The 14,092-nt window shown below is 66.2% G+C and carries 17 protein-coding genes; 9 read left to right on the forward strand and 8 right to left on the reverse strand.

Annotation, left to right across the window (positions count from 1 at the left end; translation table 11 throughout):
• Positions 1–58 precede the first annotated feature (58 nt).
• The 4 genes from BRO63_RS22730 to BRO63_RS22740 all read right to left on the reverse strand — a co-directional run bounded on the left by BRO63_RS22730 (position 59) and on the right by BRO63_RS22740 (position 3,839).
• Entirely contained in the window at positions 59–961 is a 903-nt protein-coding gene (locus tag BRO63_RS22730; RefSeq protein ID WP_088141971.1) for a LysR family transcriptional regulator, read from the reverse strand.
• A gap of 69 nt (positions 962–1,030) precedes the next feature.
• On the reverse strand, positions 1,031–2,668 hold the full coding sequence (locus tag BRO63_RS22735) for a hypothetical protein (RefSeq protein WP_256943390.1): 1,638 nt from the start codon (positions 2,666–2,668) through the stop codon (positions 1,031–1,033).
• Between the two features lie 109 nt (positions 2,669–2,777).
• Positions 2,778–2,945, reverse strand: a complete 168-nt coding sequence (locus BRO63_RS34270) for a hypothetical protein (RefSeq protein WP_179215191.1) — start codon at positions 2,943–2,945, stop codon at positions 2,778–2,780.
• Positions 2,946–3,143: 198 nt separating this feature from the next.
• Complete coding sequence (locus tag BRO63_RS22740; RefSeq protein ID WP_088142038.1) at positions 3,144–3,839, reverse strand: DUF3313 domain-containing protein; 696 nt, start codon at positions 3,837–3,839, stop codon at positions 3,144–3,146.
• A gap of 269 nt (positions 3,840–4,108) precedes the next feature.
• Between BRO63_RS22740 and BRO63_RS22745 the strand changes: the two genes are divergently transcribed.
• From BRO63_RS22745 to BRO63_RS22755, 3 genes are all read left to right on the forward strand, one after another.
• Complete coding sequence (locus tag BRO63_RS22745; protein ID WP_088141973.1) at positions 4,109–4,303, forward strand: hypothetical protein; 195 nt, start codon at positions 4,109–4,111, stop codon at positions 4,301–4,303.
• 51 nt (positions 4,304–4,354) lie between these two features.
• The gene (locus tag BRO63_RS22750) at positions 4,355–4,843 is read left to right on the forward strand and encodes a GNAT family N-acetyltransferase (protein ID WP_088141974.1); all 489 of its coding nucleotides are present in this window, start codon (positions 4,355–4,357) and stop codon (positions 4,841–4,843) included.
• Between the two features lie 96 nt (positions 4,844–4,939).
• On the forward strand, positions 4,940–5,572 hold the full coding sequence (locus BRO63_RS22755; RefSeq protein ID WP_088142039.1) for an FMN-binding negative transcriptional regulator: 633 nt from the start codon (positions 4,940–4,942) through the stop codon (positions 5,570–5,572).
• On the opposite strand, the gene BRO63_RS22760 is transcribed toward BRO63_RS22755, so the two are convergent.
• On the reverse strand, positions 5,532–6,800 hold the full coding sequence (locus BRO63_RS22760; RefSeq protein ID WP_088141975.1) for an MFS transporter: 1,269 nt from the start codon (positions 6,798–6,800) through the stop codon (positions 5,532–5,534). The genes BRO63_RS22755 and BRO63_RS22760 overlap by 41 nt on opposite strands.
• Positions 6,801–6,889: 89 nt before the next feature.
• Here BRO63_RS22760 and BRO63_RS22765 point away from each other — a divergent pair, with 89 nt between their 5' ends.
• Both BRO63_RS22765 and BRO63_RS22770 read left to right on the forward strand, forming a co-directional pair.
• The gene (locus tag BRO63_RS22765; RefSeq protein ID WP_088141976.1) at positions 6,890–7,624 is read left to right on the forward strand and encodes an ArsR/SmtB family transcription factor; all 735 of its coding nucleotides are present in this window, start codon (positions 6,890–6,892) and stop codon (positions 7,622–7,624) included.
• Between the two features lie 262 nt (positions 7,625–7,886).
• Positions 7,887–8,159, forward strand: coding sequence for a hypothetical protein (locus BRO63_RS22770; RefSeq protein ID WP_054453716.1), 273 nt, complete (start codon positions 7,887–7,889; stop codon positions 8,157–8,159).
• A gap of 7 nt (positions 8,160–8,166) precedes the next feature.
• Here BRO63_RS22770 and BRO63_RS22775 read toward each other — a convergent pair whose 3' ends face one another.
• From BRO63_RS22775 to ypfJ, 3 genes are all read right to left on the reverse strand, one after another.
• On the reverse strand, positions 8,167–8,931 hold the full coding sequence (locus BRO63_RS22775) for a DUF1828 domain-containing protein (RefSeq protein WP_088141977.1): 765 nt from the start codon (positions 8,929–8,931) through the stop codon (positions 8,167–8,169).
• Complete coding sequence (locus tag BRO63_RS22780) at positions 8,928–9,464, reverse strand: hypothetical protein (protein WP_088141978.1); 537 nt, start codon at positions 9,462–9,464, stop codon at positions 8,928–8,930. The genes BRO63_RS22775 and BRO63_RS22780 overlap by 4 nt, the downstream gene beginning before the upstream one ends.
• Before the next feature lie 184 nt (positions 9,465–9,648).
• Complete coding sequence (gene ypfJ / locus BRO63_RS22785) at positions 9,649–10,503, reverse strand: KPN_02809 family neutral zinc metallopeptidase (protein WP_088141979.1); 855 nt, start codon at positions 10,501–10,503, stop codon at positions 9,649–9,651.
• Between the two features lie 86 nt (positions 10,504–10,589).
• On the opposite strand from ypfJ, the gene BRO63_RS22790 reads away from it, so the two are divergent.
• The 4 genes from BRO63_RS22790 (at position 10,590) to bamC (ending at position 14,068) form a co-directional block, all read left to right on the forward strand.
• On the forward strand, positions 10,590–11,216 hold the full coding sequence (locus BRO63_RS22790) for an L-threonylcarbamoyladenylate synthase (RefSeq protein WP_088141980.1): 627 nt from the start codon (positions 10,590–10,592) through the stop codon (positions 11,214–11,216).
• Between the two features lie 69 nt (positions 11,217–11,285).
• A complete protein-coding gene (locus tag BRO63_RS22795; RefSeq protein ID WP_088141981.1) occupies positions 11,286–11,933 on the forward strand; it encodes a site-2 protease family protein in 648 nt (215 codons plus the stop codon).
• A gap of 87 nt (positions 11,934–12,020) precedes the next feature.
• Positions 12,021–12,926 carry a 4-hydroxy-tetrahydrodipicolinate synthase gene (gene dapA / locus BRO63_RS22800; RefSeq protein ID WP_088141982.1) on the forward strand — a complete coding sequence of 302 codons (906 nt, stop codon included), beginning with the start codon at positions 12,021–12,023 and terminating at the stop codon, positions 12,924–12,926.
• Positions 12,927–12,943: 17 nt separating this feature from the next.
• On the forward strand, positions 12,944–14,068 hold the full coding sequence (gene bamC, locus BRO63_RS22805; RefSeq protein WP_088141983.1) for an outer membrane protein assembly factor BamC: 1,125 nt from the start codon (positions 12,944–12,946) through the stop codon (positions 14,066–14,068).
• Positions 14,069–14,092 lie beyond the last annotated feature (24 nt).

Raw genomic sequence — 14,092 nt, forward strand, 5'->3', positions numbered from 1 at the left:
TATCGCGAAACGCGATGGCTCGGAACCCACGCGTCGCGCATGGGCAGGCCGGCGCATCCTATTGCTGCGTTGCGGCTTCGGCGATCAGGTGATCCAGCAGCAGCCGGGCGGCGCCCGATAGCGATTCATTGCTGCGCACGCACAATTTCAGCTGGCGCCTGGCCCAGGCATCGGTCAGCGGAATGATGCACAGCTCGTCGCATACGTAAGCGGACAGGGCTTTGGCGGGCACGATGCCGATACCCAGGTCGGCGCGCACCATGGATACCAGCGCGTCGTAGGAGGTGACCTGAAAGCGCAGCCGCAGGGAGCGGCTCATGGAGGCGGCTTCGCGCGTGAACAGATAGTTCGCGGCGCTGCCCCGGTGCATGCCGACATGGTCGTAGTCCAGGGTGTCGGCGAACGAGACCTGCCGGTGCCGCGACAGAGGGTGTCCGGAGGGCGCCACCAGCGCCATGACATCGCGGTGGTAGGGGAAGATGTCCAGCCCGTTCTCTTCGTCGGACTGTGTGTAGACGCCGATGTCGGCGGCGTTGTCGATCACGGCGCGGGTGACGCCGGAACTGACGGACTCTTCCAGGTCGATCTGCACGTTGGGGTGCCGCGTCAGGAAACGGCGCAATTCCATCGGCAGGAATTGCGCTATCGAAGACAGGTTGGCGGCGACGCGCACGCGGCCGCGCAGGCCGGTGGAGTAGTCGCGGATTTCGGCGGCCAGGTCCTGGGTCTGATGCAGCAAGGTGCGTGCGCGCCGCGCCAGCGCGCGCGCCGCGCTGGTGGGCTCCACGCCGCGCGCGTGGCGCTGGAACAGCGGCACGTCCAGGACGCGTTCGAGTTCGGACAGGCGTTTCGAAAGCGCTGATGGCGCGATATGTTCGCGCGCGGCCGCGGCGGCGATGCTGCCTTCTTCCAGCACGGCCAGGAACACCTGCAGCGTATATAGATCCAGACGAGGGGTCATGGGGAGTCGCGCATAGACACGTCCGCGAGGATAGCGGGTGTCTTGCGCGGCGGGCCTAGGGGATTACGCTTAGCCGATTTCCACCCAGCCGGACGTCGCGCCGCGCGCCAGCAGCTCGCCTGCGGTGGCCACCGCTATCCTGCCGTCGGCCGTTCCCAAGGCCAGTTTTTCCTCATGCGCATCCATCGCGTGGACCAGCGTCGGCATACCGTCCAGCCGCATCCTGGCGCGCAACCGGACTTCGCCCGAGGCGGCATCCAGCAGCAGCAGGCCGCCGTCCAGGAACGCGGCGGCGATCAGCCCGGGGCCGGGCATGAAGACGACCGCGCTGGCCGAGGCGGTGGTGGGATGCCGCCAGAGTTCACGGTCGCGGTCCAGCGGCTTGCGGTAGATGAAGCCGGCGCAGGCGACATTGACGGCAGGAGAGTAGTGCCGCCCGCTGATGACCAGGCCGGCGCCTTGCGCGTCGTCGACGTAGCAGCCGGCAAGTTCCATGGCGTGGCTGTCGGGTTTGCCGTTGGCCTTGAGCACCGGCCATAGCGGTTTGGCCTGGCCGTCGGGCATGACCATGCACAGGCGCTTGGCCTCGTGGGAACTTGCAGGCGTGCCCTGCACGCAGAACAGCGACGGCGCGCCGCTGATGCGGAGGTAGTGATTGAAGCAGTCGTAGTGGCCCAGGTCCACGCGCCGTTCGGCGCCCGTGTGCAGGTTGCGCAGCAGGTCGCGCGCATTCCTGGCGGCGGGGACGCGGTTCCTGCGGCCCAGCAATACGCCTTGCGACGAGGCCGAGAAGGTGTATTCGCCGTCGTACTCGCCGACGAGGTCCAGTCCTTGGCCGGTCAGGGCATACAGCCTGGCATCCTGGCGCCACATCATGCCGGGCCGCTTCGAGGGCTCCACGGCGTGTACATGGATGCCCGCCGCCCGGATGATCTCGGCGCCATGGCCGGCGCCGGAGTACATGGTGGCCAGGCCGTGTTCGATGTCATGGATTTCGAGCAGGCAGCCGCCGTGCGCCACCGCGATGCGCCTGGCGTCCAGCCATGCAAGATCATGGATGGCTGGGCGGTTCGCCAGTTGCGGCAATCCCAGCCATTGCGCGAGGCGGGCTTCAGCGGCCGGCGCGGGCCGATCTCCATCCGGGGCGATGGCGTCGCTCGACAGTTCCAGTTCGCGCGGTCTGGCATCGGACCAGGTTGCCGCGCCGTAGGGCGCGCGCACGACGAACAGCGTGCTGAAGGCGGCGTCGGGCGGCTCGTCGGGCAGGCCGGCCCATTCTTCATCCCACGGCCGCACCCAGGCCTCGATCCCATCGCCCGCCGGGTCGAAGGCGCAACGCGCGACTTCGGGAATGTTGTGGAAGAACCGCCGGGAGAGGCCACTGCACCAGTCCCAGGCCAGCAGGTCGCCCTCGAACAGGTAGCCGCCGTCGTAGCTGCCGGCGCCGATCGCGACCACGGGTTGAGTCGGATGGAAGGCGACGTCATTGATGGGATGGCGCAGCTCGTCGCAAGCCGCGAACGGGATGAGGCTGCCGCGGCGGTACAGCGCCACGCGGTAGCGCAGCGTCTGGCCGCCATACGCCGCGCGGGCGCGCGGGTTCGCGAGCAGGGGAAACTCGGAGGCCACGGCCGCGATTTCTCCTGCTGGGTCGAAGAACACTCCGGTAATCTTGCCGCTGCCTCGCAGCGGTGGATCGGCGATCATGGCCATCCTGGTTTCCGCGATGCGCGCCGTCGGTCACGAATGCGGGCGCTGGGCCATGGGCAGGCGGGACGAGCTTATGCGTGGAGCGGCCGGGGGCGCCCCGCCGGACTCATGTGCGAGCCCGGCTGGCTGCCGGCGTCTCCTTCTTTGCGCGCGGCTTGGGCGCGGATTTCGGGTCTTGGGCAGGAGCGTCGAACTCCTGTTTGTTGCGTTCGCCCCGGGGGGTGTTTTCCGGATGCGGCTTGGGAAAAGCCCAGGGCTTGGTTTTCTGATCCATTGCATGTACTCCTTGCACAGGCGGAACAGTAGCATTAGCCGTGGCGCTGGGTAAGTGAGGGTTGACGTCAATATTCATCACATCGTGATTTTCAGGTGAAAAACGCGATGGATTCGACCCACTTCGGCCCGTTATGTTCCGCCCTGATGGATCAGGGCCTGTCAACACTGATAGGGAGTGTCAGTGCCGCCGCCGGTTCTAACCGGCTTCTGGCGCGTCTTCCAGCCAGATGCGGTCGAACTGTTCGCGCGCGTGGCGCGCCCAGTCGTCGATGGCGCTGCGCACGTCGTCCGCGGTGGGCTTGCGGTCCGAGGGCAGATTGCCGCCCGTGACGGTACCCAGCGACGTGATGAGCAGTTCGTTGGTACTGGCATCGCGCAAGGCCGCTTCCAGCAGCAGGCGCGCGGACTGGTCGCGGTAGCCGGCGGCCTTGACGGTCTGGCCGATGACGAAGCCGATGGGGATGTACTCCATCATCCTGGGGTCGCGTTCGTTGCGGAAGGTGCCGGTAATGGCGGCGCTCAGGCGCAGCGCGTGCGGCGCGGGCTGGTTCAACAATTGATAACCCGCTTGCTGGAACTCGCGCCGGATCGCTTCGTTCAGGTAGGCCAGCACGCGTTCGCGCATGGCGTTGTCCTGCTTCATATCCAGCTCGTCGGGCCGGTCGCCCTGGATGTATTGCACCGGCTCCAGGATGAGTTTCTTCTGGTATTGGCTGGCGATCGGCGGACCGGGGCGAACCCAGACCATGCCGGCGCTCCAATCGGGATCCTGCTTGAGCCGGCTTTGGTTTTCGCCCAGGGAGGTGGAGTAGTTCTGAGGCTTGGGCAGGTTAGTGCAGCCGGCAAGGCCGATCACCGCACAGCAGGCGGCCAGAGCGAGACGGATCTTCATGTTCTTCTGTTCCTGAAAATGACGTTCGGCGCGGCGCACGGAAGGGCCGCGAGCGCGCCGGGGCGGCCCAATTATTGCTCTTTTTCGCGCCGCTCTTGCCGCCGCGGGCGGGGTGGAAAAACTGTTCCGCTGCAAAGCAGAATTCCATTTTGGGAAAACTGGAATGAAATCCCGTACCGGCCGAAAATTCCGTTTCGGGTAAGCCGTAATAGCGGCCGCGCAACGCCGCCGCAGGACTACGATGGACGAGTGAACATAGGGAGACAACTATGGACACCGCCAAGCAATGGTATGCCGCCGTCAAGGATTGGCAGCGGGCCCGCGACGAGCTCACCGCCGCGATCGCCGCGATCAAATGGCCGAACCCCACGCAGGGTTGCCTGGACACCTACGATCGCGCCTACGCCAACGAAACCGGGGCGCGGGAACGCATGAACCAGGCGTACGAGCGCGTGCGACGATAGCCGCGCGCATCCTCATCCGTGACCTTGGCGGGCATTGCTACACTGCCGCGCATGACCGACCAACAACAGAAATTCATGATCAGGCCGGCCAGGCCCGAGGATGCCGTCTTGCTGGAAGACCTGCTGATGCGCACCTACGAAAGCACGTGGATGCCGGAAATGACGGCGCAACGGGACCGGCAGTTCCGCGCCAGCGGCAAGACCGCCCAGTACGTGCGCACCAGGGGGAATCTGTTCATGGTCTGCGAAATCGACGGCGCGCTTGCAGGCATGGCGGATTGGGAGAACGACTTCATCTGGGCCTTGCACGTGCATCCCGCAAGGCAAGGCCAGGGCGCGGGCGGCGCCTTGCTGGCCTGGATGGAAGCGGCCATCCGCGCTGCGGGATTTGCGCGCGCGCGGCTGGAGACGGACTCTTTCAATACACGCAGCCGCCAGTTCTACGGCAAGCACGGCTACGCCGAGATCGATACCTATCCCGACGAAGAATGGGACAGCGGCTTTACCACCATCCTGTTGGAAAAGCCGCTGCCAGCATGACACTTCTGGCTCCATGAAAAGAGCCTCGGCTGGTCCTGGAAATGGAGCCACGATGGCGGTATCTTGTGGTTTTCAGCCGCTACCGCCGAACCCGCCATGTACCTGCCGTCCGCCTTTCGCGAAGACTCGCTCGAAGTCCAGCACGAATTCATCCGCGCCCATCCCCTGGGCGTGCTCACCACCAGCGGGGAGGGCGGGCTGATGGCGAATCACATTCCCTGTCTGCTGTATCCCGAAGGGCCGCATGGCGTACTGCGCCTGCATATGGCCCGCGCCAACCCGCAGCTTGCCGACCTGGCGGCGGGCCGCGAATGCCTGGTCGTTTTCCATGGCCCGCAGGCCTACGTCACGCCGTCGTGGTACCCGACCAAGGCCGAAACGCACAAGGTCGTGCCCACCTGGAACTTCGTCGCCGTGCACGCCTGGGGCACGCCTGTGATCCAGGACGATCCGGCCTGGCTGCGCGCCCAGCTGGACGCGCTGACCGACAGCCAGGAAAGGGCGCGCGCGCAACCCTGGCGCGTGGCCGACGCGCCGGCGGATTTCATCGCGGCCCAGATGCGCGCCATCATCGGCGTGGAAATTCCCATTGTGCGCATCGAGGGCAAATGGAAAGTCAGCCAGAACCGCACGCTAGCCGACAGGCGCGGCGTGGCCGAAGGCCTGGCGGGCGAGAACGGCGATGCCGTCATGGCTGGGCTGGTTGCCCGCCGCGGCGGGCTGGAGTAATCCGCCCCAGCGCGAAACAGGCGATGGCCGCGGCCTGCAGGCTGGCCGTCACGGCCAGGAACCAGAGCAGCGGCTGTCCGGCCTGTTCGGACCATGCCCGCAGCATGCCGAACAAGGCGGGCGCGAAAGCATAGGCGCCTTGCGACATGGCGACGATCAGCGGCACCACGCGTTGCGTGTCCACGCGGGCGAACTCGGTCTGCGCGATCAGCGGCGGCAGCGAGGTCGCGTTCCCGATGCCCGAGCCGAACAGCAGCACGCCCAGCCAGATGGCCCAGGCGTGCTCGGCGGCCAGCATCAGCACCAGCGAGCCGGCGATCTGGATGGCATAGGCCAGGCAGGCCACCTTGCGCCGGTCGGCACCGGCTGGCATCAGCCAACCGACCAGCGTGCGTCCGCCGATGGCCGCGGCCGTGGCCAGCCCCATGGCCAGGCCGGCGGTCTGCGCGCCCAGCAAGGGCGCCAGCATCGACAGCAGATGCGCGATCAGGCCGATCTGGGCGAACAGGCCCAGCGCCATGCCCGCGGCCAAGGTGAGGAAGGCCCGGTCGCGCCAAAGATTGGCTAGCGGCGCTGGCGACGCGGCCTGGATTGCCGCGGCAGGCGTCTGAGCCGCTGCGGATATGCCATCCGGCTCCTGGCCGAGCTGCTGCGGCGTGACGGCGAACACCTTGCGCGACAGCACGGCGATCACGACCACCATCGCCAGGCCCACCCACAGGGCGGCCTGGGCAAATCCCGCCTGGCCGATCAGGTAGACCCACAAGGGCGAAAACACGATGCCGCCGACGCTGGCGCCGTTGTAGGCCATGCCCAGCGCGGCGGGCCGGCGCTGCACGAACCAGGGCGAGATCAGCGCGTTGACGGCGGCGGCGCCCAGCGTCACCCAGCCCATGCCCGAGAACAGCGCGGCCGCGTACAACTGCCAGGGCTGCTCTGCCGTGGCCCAGCCGCCCACGCCGAGCGCAAGCAGCACGGCGCCGCCCAAGGTGACGGCGGGCACGCCGCAGCGCCGGTACAGGCGCGGCAGGTTGGCGACGACCAAGGTGCCGCAAAGAAAGTGCAGGGTGACGGCGCCGGATACCAGCGCCACGCCCCAGCCGGTGCGCTGCGCCACCGCGTGCAGGAACACGGGCGGGCCGTAGAAGCCGACGCCCCAGCCGAAGACCGCCAGCGCAAAGGTGGCGTAAAGAACGGTCCAGCCGAAGAATTTCCGGGGGGTGCGCATGGATGGATGTCCGGGCAAGCCGGCTGTCTTGTGGTGTTGAGCCGCAGTATGCTTGAGCTTGCACACAACACTTTGATATGGGTCGAATCATGGAATCCGAGTTCGCCGACATCAATCTCTCCGCCGTGGCGGGCGCCATCGCCGATCCGGCGCGGGCGCGCATGCTGTGCGTGCTGCTGGACGGCCGCGCCCGCACGGCGACCGAACTGGCCGCCGCCGCCGATATCGGCGCCTCCACGGCCAGCAGCCATTTCCAGCGCCTGCGGGAGCAGGGCCTGGTGGAAATGGCCGTGCAGGGCAAGCACCGCTACTACCGCCTGGCCAATGCCGAGGTCGCCCATGCGCTTGAAGCCTTGCTGGTGGTGGCCGGGGCGGAGCGCGTGCCGTTCAAGCCCAACACGCCGTCGGCGCTGCGCGAGGCGCGGACCTGCTATGACCACATGGCGGGCACGCTGGCGGTGCGCATCCATGACGCCATGCTGTCGCGCAAGTGGCTGGCGGCGGATGGGCGCGACTATCTGCTGACGCCCTTGGGCGAGGCCGCGCTGGCGCAGATCGGCGTGGATGTGGCCCAGGCGCGCCAGCGCCGGCGGCGCTTCGCATGCTCCTGCCTGGACTGGAGCGAACGCCGCTCGCACCTGGGCGGCGCCTTGGGCGCGGCCTTGCTGGATGCGCTCACGGGCCGCGGCTGGATCAGCAAGGACCTGGATTCGCGCGCGCTGAGCGTCACGAAAAAGGGCGAAAAGCAGTTTCCCGCCTTTTTCGGCCCGGCCGATGACCAGCCCGCCGCGGGCGCCCAGCGAGACCGGCATGTCGCCGCCTGAATGGTGTGCATATGCAACAGATCTAGGGAAATCCCCGTGAACCGATGCGGGGACGGGGCCTGATTGAGCCCCGCATTGCGCCGCAAGCCGCGTCAACCCTGGTCATGCGCTGCACGCATGTGTCGCGCGCAGTACCTCCAGAAAACGGGGACACAATTCTTGCGGCGCAACAGTGTTTCTATTCTCTGCCCTCGTTACAAAACATATCCGAACTGTCATGGACAGGCGGGGTATGCTGGGTCGCAGAAAGAGGGCATCCGAAGTGCATCAGAACAACTTGATCTACAAGGGATACCGGCTGACGGCCAAAGTGTCCCGGGGCGCAGACGCCGAGGTTCAGGCGCAATCCAGCGGCCCCGTATTCATAGCGTCGGTGATGGTGGTCCAGGCAGGCGCCGTGCTCGAAGGCGGCGACGAATATCCGGTTCCCCGCTTTGCCGAGGGCGGCTTTGTCTACAGTCCGCGCGAAGCGGTGCATGCGGCCATCCTGCACGGCCGCGAAATCGTCGACGGCCTGACCAACCTGCCAGCCTGACGCCGTCCTAGCCGGAGAAGACTTCCCGCCAATCCCGGGTCTTGGCGAGCGTTTGCACGGTCGCGGACTGTTCCAGGATGGTCACGGCCTTCTTGAACTCCTCGGCCGAGGCGCCATCCTCCAGGATGACCATGCGCGAGTTGCGCGCGTCCGCCATCTTCACGTCCGACATCTTGCCGTGGGTCTGGTAGACCTGCGTCCAATCCATTTTCTTGCCGGCCTTCAGGGCGATCGGCTCGATGTAGGTCAGCGCGGTGCTGCCGGCTGCGCGCACCGCGAAGGCGAAGTCCGCCGTGTGGCCGCTGCTGCCCTTGGCGCGCGCACCCTTGACCATGCGGTTCACGCCCACGCCTGCCGTCAGCGCCCGCCCGACCAGGGCGCGGAACCGCAGCTGGCTGAACTTCGGCATCCATTTGGCGCACTGGAACGACAGCGCCATCGCCAGCTTGACCGCATCCCACAGCGCTTCCTGCAGCTGTTCATTGGGGCCGCTGGCGACGATGGCGCCGTCGCGGTCAAAGTGCGCCAGGCTGACGCCCGGGGTTTCGTTCAGGATATCGATGCGCTTTGCCGCCAGGTCGATGCCGTAGCTGGACGCGTGCATCGCGGTCTCGCAGGCGTCGGTCAGGTAGAACGTGGACTCGTCGGGATGCGCGATGAAGAAGGCCGCGTGCTGCCCGTCCAGGCCCAGCGTCATGGGCGATATGGCGCGGATGGCGTGCTCGCCCGCCGGCAGGACGGTCCAGCCGGAGGCTTCCAGGAAAGTGCTCATAGGATCAATTCGATTTGGCGGCCTTTGAGGGGATGCGCAAATCCGCCGGTGAGCGTCAGGTTCGCCCGCGGCAGGAAATATTGCATCAGCGCGCCGATATTCTGCAGGGCGGGCACGATGGGCTCGGCATAGCCTTCGCCTTCGTCCACCCAGATGTGTTCATGGCTGCGGTCCGCAAGCGGCTTGCGGTACTGCGGCCGGCCTTCGCCCACCAGGCTGGTGTGGAAGGAGTCGTCGGTGTCCACGCCGAACACGCGGTGCGGGCCCACGAAGAGGCTAGCGCAGAACGCCTCGGCCAGGAAGATGGTGGCCTGGCCGTGCACGGCGGTGCGCGCGCCGCGATAGGTCGCGCGGAAAATCACGTCTTCGCGCACCTCGCCCTTGACCCGGCAGGCACAGGCGAATTCCAGCCATTGGGGATTGCTGGCGGCGGGTTTGGGCGCCCAGGCGATCGGTTTTACGGTTTCCTTGGGTTCGGCAAGAATCTCTTGCACCTCATCAACGGTGATTAACGGTTCGAACTTGTTGGCCATGGAACTGATCTAGGGTCTTGGAAATGCGCGCGCCGGACAGCGCGCCTGGCAAGCGCCGCGCGGCGGCGGGGCGCGCGCGCAACACTGCGAGGGGGCGTAATCTTACAAGATGAAGACTGCGCCGCCCCTTTCGCTGTATGGATATACAGTAAAGGGGGCGGCGCGCAAGTGCATGTCCACGCGGCTATAGCGAACTGGCGCCGAACGTGTCGCACTGTTTGATGCTGCCGCTCTCCAGCCCGCGCTTGAACCAGCGCACGCGCTGGGCCGACGATCCGTGGGTGAAGGAATCGGGCACCGCATAGCCCTGGCTTTGCTTCTGCAGGCGGTCGTCGCCGATCGCGGTGGCGGCGCCCAGCGCCTCTTCCACGTCGCCGCTTTCCAGGATGTTGCGCGCCGCGTTGGCGCGTTGCGCCCACAAGCCCGCGAAGCAGTCGGCCTGCAACTCCATGCGCACCGACAAGGCATTGGCCTGGGACGGATTGCGGCGGCGCAGGTTGTCGACCTGGTCCGAGATGCCGAGCAGGTGCTGGACATGATGTCCGACCTCATGGGCGATCACATAGGCCTGGGCAAAATCGCCCGGCGCCTTGAAGCGGTTCTGCAATTCGTCGAAGAAGGCCAGGTCGATGTACACCTTGCTGTCGCCGGGACAGTAGAACGGGCCCATGGCGGATTGTCCGGTGCCGCAGGCCGTGGGCGTGGCGCCGCGGAACAGCACCAGCTTGGGCGCCACGTACTGGCGATTCAGGTCTTTCTGGAAGATGGCGCTCCAGGTGTCTTCGGTTTCGCCGAGCACCTTCGAGACGAAGATGGCCTGCGTATCGTTGGCGGGCGGACGCGTGGCCGGCCCTTGCTGCTGCTGCGCGGGCGGGCCTTCGGCCATCTGCAGGACCACGCTGGGGTCCACGCCGAAATACATGGCGACCAGGGCCAGCACGATCGTGCCTATGCCGATGGTGCCGCGGCCGCCGATGCGTGGGCCGCTGGAACGGCGGTCTTCCACATTGTCGCTTTCGCGCGAGTCATCAAGGCGCATACTGTTTCTCCGGGCGGGTCGGCGTTCCCGCCATTTTGCATCGCCGCTCTGTACTGAGCGGCCTTCAAGAGTGTTAGGATAAACCCATGGCCTTGTATTTCGATATCCATCCCGCGAATCCGCAACCGCGCCTGCTGAAGCAGGCGGCCCAATGGCTGGCCGATGGCGGGCTGGTCGCAGTACCTACCGATTCGAGCTATGCCGTGGTCGCGCGGCTGGACGACAAGAACGCCGCCGACGGGCTGCGCCGCCTGCGGGGCCTGGACGAACGCCATCATCTCACGCTGCTGTGCCGTGACCTGGCCGAAATCGGCCACTTCGCGCGCGTCGACAACCGCCAGTACAGACTGCTGAAGGCCGCCACGCCGGGGCCCTGGACCTTCATCCTCGAAGCCACCAAGGAAGTGCCGCGCCGCGTGTCGCATCCTTCGCGCAAGACCATAGGCATTCGCGTGCCGGATCATGCGGTCATGCTGGGCCTGCTGGAGCAGGTGGGGGCGCCCCTGCTGTCCACCACGCTCATCCCCAAGGACGAGACCGAAGCGTTGAACGACGCGGAAGAAATCCGCGAACGCTACGACCACGACCTGGCAGCAATCATCGACGCGGGCGCCTGCCCGCAATCGCCCACCACCGTGATCGACCTCACCAGCGAAGAGCCGGTGGTGGTGCGTGTCGGACGCGGCGATCCTGCCACCCTCGGTCTTGCCTGAGCGCGTCCGCCGCGCCGACCTGCTCGCCGGCATGCGCCGGCGCGCGGCTCATCTACAATCCGGTTCGCCATGAATGACATCATCCAAACCATTGCGGTCTACGCGATACCGGTCATCTTCGCCATCACCCTGCACGAAGCCGCGCACGGCTTTGTCGCGCGCATGTTCGGCGACCCGACGGCCTATCAGGCCGGGCGTATCAGCCTGAATCCGGCGCGGCATATCGATCCGGTCGGCACGCTACTGGTGCCGGTGGCGATCCTGCTGGCCTCCAAGCTGCTGGGCAGCCCGGGCATGCTGTTCGGCTGGGCCAAGCCCGTGCCAGTCGATTTCAGCCGCTTGCGCCGGCCCAAGCAGGACATGCTGTGGGTGGCGCTGGCTGGGCCCGCCGCCAACCTGCTCATGGCGGTCATGTGGGCGTTTTCGCTGCGCCTCTTCCTGGAGTCCGGCCTGCAGGAGTCGTTCTGGTTTGAAATGGCCGTGGCCGGCGTGAACGTCAACCTGGTGCTCATGGCCCTGAATCTGCTGCCCATCCTGCCGCTGGACGGGGGACGCATCCTCTTCAGCCTGCTGCCCAACCGCCTGGCCTGGCAATACTCGAAAATCGAGCCGTACGGCCTGGTGATCGTCGTCATTCTCTTGGTGACGGATGTGCTCTGGCTATTGATGCGGCCGGTGCTCTCCCTGGGGACGACCATCGTCCAGTGGTTTCTGTAGGATTTCAGCCAATATCCGTTAAACTTAACGGTTTCTTTGATTCTGGCCCCGAGGCATCCCGCCGCGGGGTTTTGGAGCCCTACATTTATGGCATCCCCTGCAACCGCCGCAGGCGTTAATTTCCAAGGCAGCATGGTGGCCCTGGTCACCCCGATGCAGCCCGACGGCAGCCTGGATTACGCTGCCTACCGGTCGCTGATCGACTGGCACATCCAGGAAGGCACCGACGCGCTGGTGGTGGTCGGCACCACCGGGGAGTCGCCCACGGTCTCCATGGAAGAACATGCGGAGCTGATCCGCGTCGCTGTCGAACACGCTGCGGGCCGCATTCCGGTCATCGCCGGCGTCGGCGCCAACTCCACCGACGAAGCCATCCACCTGACGCGCCACGCCAAGGCGGTCGGCGCGCAGGCCGGCCTGTCGGTCGTTCCCTATTACAACAAGCCCTCGCAAGAAGGCTTGTACCGCCACTTCCGCACCATCGCGGAAGCCGTCGATCTGCCCACCATCCTGTACAACGTGCCGGGCCGTACCGTTGCCGATATGAGCAACGAAACGGTCCTGCGCCTGGCGCAGGTGCCGGGCATCATCGGCATCAAGGACGCCACGGGCGACATCGCCCGCGGCGGCCTGTTGCTGCGCGAAGCGCCGGCCAGCTTCCAGGTCTTCAGCGGCGATGACCCCACCGCCGCCGCCCTGATCCTGCTGGGCGCGCGCGGCAATATCTCCGTAACCGCCAACGTGGCGCCCAAGCTCATGCGCGAGCTCTGTGCCGCCGCCCTGGCTGGCAATGTGCCCAAGGTGCGTGAACTTAATGCGTACCTGGCGCGTCTGAACAAGGCTTTGTTCGTTGAAGCCAACCCCATCCCTGTCAAGTGGGCGTTGGCCGAAATGGGCCGCAGCGCACTGGGTTACCGGCTGCCGCTGGTTGAACTGGGATCGCAGCACCACGCGACCGTGCGTGCCGCGCTCCAGGAAACGGGCCTGCTCTAAATATCGTGAGGATACGTATGAACAAGCGTCATGCCGGTTTGTCGGCATTGATGTCTCTGGTGTTGTTGGCCGGTTGCAGCGAGGTCAATCAATTCCTGGGCAATGAAGAGTCCGTCAATTACAAGAGCGCAGTCACCCAGCGCGGAGAGCCCCTCAGCATCCCGCCCGACCTGACCCAGGCCAATAGCGACCCGCGTTATCGCGCGCCGGCTTCGGGCTCGACCACTTATTCGCAGTTCCAGCAGCAGGGCCAGGCGCAAGCCAGCCAGCCCAAGACCAGCAACGTGCTGCCCGGCCGCCAGGACATGCGCGTCGAGCGCGACGGCGATCTGCGCTGGCTGGTAGTGGACCGTCCGCCGGAAGATATCTTCCCGCGCCTGATCGACTTCTGGACCGAAAGCGGCTTCACCGTGGCCAGCAACAATCCTGGCGCCGGCCTGATCGAAACCGATTGGGCGGAAAACCGCGCCAAGATTCCGGAAAGCTGGTTGCGCCAGGCGCTCGGCATGGTTCTGGAGTCGGCCTGGGATAGCGGCGAGCGCGAGAAATTCCGCACGCGCGTCGAACGCGTCAATGGCCACACCGAGATCTACGTCAGCCATCGCCAGATGCTTGAAAAGCGAGTGGGCGGCGACGGCATGCAGGTGCAATGGCAGAACGGCAAGGAAGATCCGGGCCTGAACGCCGCCATGCTTGCCCGCATGATGGTCTACCTGGGTTCCGACGTCGACAACGCCCGCAAGCTGGTGCAGCAGGCCGAGGCCACGCCGCAGAAGCCTGCCGTGCAGCAGGACGTCCGCGCCCAGGGCGCCTCGCTCATCGTCAGCGAATCGTACGACCGCGCATGGCGTCGTGTCGGCGTGGCGCTGGACGGCGGCGGCTTTGCCGTGGACGACCGGGATCGCTCCGCTGGCGACTACTTCGTCCGCTACGTCGATACCGACACGGGCGAGAAGATCGAGCAGCCGGGCTTCTTCAGCCGCATGTTCTCGGGCGACAAGAAGGCCGAGGCGCCGCAGTACCGCATCCACCTGGCCGCCACCGGCGACCAGACCACGGTGACGGTGCTGGATGCCAATGGCGCGCGCGACAACAGCGCCACCGCTCAGCGTCTGCTGAGCGTGCTGAAGGACAAGATGTAAGACCGGCCGGCCCTGCGCCCAGGC

This window comes from Achromobacter xylosoxidans (assembly GCF_002192695.1).
Taxonomy (GTDB): domain Bacteria; phylum Pseudomonadota; class Gammaproteobacteria; order Burkholderiales; family Burkholderiaceae_B; genus Achromobacter; species Achromobacter xylosoxidans_C.

Coding starts and splice junctions, on each gene's coding strand:
- BRO63_RS22735 (WP_256943390.1), bottom strand. CDS start 2,668: ATGATCGCCGATCCACCGCTGCGAGGCAGCGGCAAGATTACCGGAGTG.
- BRO63_RS22750 (WP_088141974.1), top strand. CDS start 4,355: ATGACCGACCAACAACAGAAATTCATGATCAGGCCGGCCAGGCCCGAG.
- BRO63_RS22740 (WP_088142038.1), bottom strand. CDS start 3,839: ATGAAGATCCGTCTCGCTCTGGCCGCCTGCTGTGCGGTGATCGGCCTT.
- BRO63_RS22745 (WP_088141973.1), top strand. CDS start 4,109: ATGGACACCGCCAAGCAATGGTATGCCGCCGTCAAGGATTGGCAGCGG.
- dapA (WP_088141982.1), top strand. CDS start 12,021: ATGGCATCCCCTGCAACCGCCGCAGGCGTTAATTTCCAAGGCAGCATG.
- BRO63_RS22780 (WP_088141978.1), bottom strand. CDS start 9,464: ATGGCCAACAAGTTCGAACCGTTAATCACCGTTGATGAGGTGCAAGAG.
- BRO63_RS22795 (WP_088141981.1), top strand. CDS start 11,286: ATGAATGACATCATCCAAACCATTGCGGTCTACGCGATACCGGTCATC.
- BRO63_RS22730 (WP_088141971.1), bottom strand. CDS start 961: ATGACCCCTCGTCTGGATCTATATACGCTGCAGGTGTTCCTGGCCGTG.
- ypfJ (WP_088141979.1), bottom strand. CDS start 10,503: ATGCGCCTTGATGACTCGCGCGAAAGCGACAATGTGGAAGACCGCCGT.
- bamC (WP_088141983.1), top strand. CDS start 12,944: ATGAACAAGCGTCATGCCGGTTTGTCGGCATTGATGTCTCTGGTGTTG.
- BRO63_RS22755 (WP_088142039.1), top strand. CDS start 4,940: ATGTACCTGCCGTCCGCCTTTCGCGAAGACTCGCTCGAAGTCCAGCAC.
- BRO63_RS22775 (WP_088141977.1), bottom strand. CDS start 8,931: ATGAGCACTTTCCTGGAAGCCTCCGGCTGGACCGTCCTGCCGGCGGGC.
- BRO63_RS22790 (WP_088141980.1), top strand. CDS start 10,590: ATGGCCTTGTATTTCGATATCCATCCCGCGAATCCGCAACCGCGCCTG.
- BRO63_RS34270 (WP_179215191.1), bottom strand. CDS start 2,945: ATGGATCAGAAAACCAAGCCCTGGGCTTTTCCCAAGCCGCATCCGGAA.
- BRO63_RS22765 (WP_088141976.1), top strand. CDS start 6,890: ATGGAATCCGAGTTCGCCGACATCAATCTCTCCGCCGTGGCGGGCGCC.
- BRO63_RS22760 (WP_088141975.1), bottom strand. CDS start 6,800: ATGCGCACCCCCCGGAAATTCTTCGGCTGGACCGTTCTTTACGCCACC.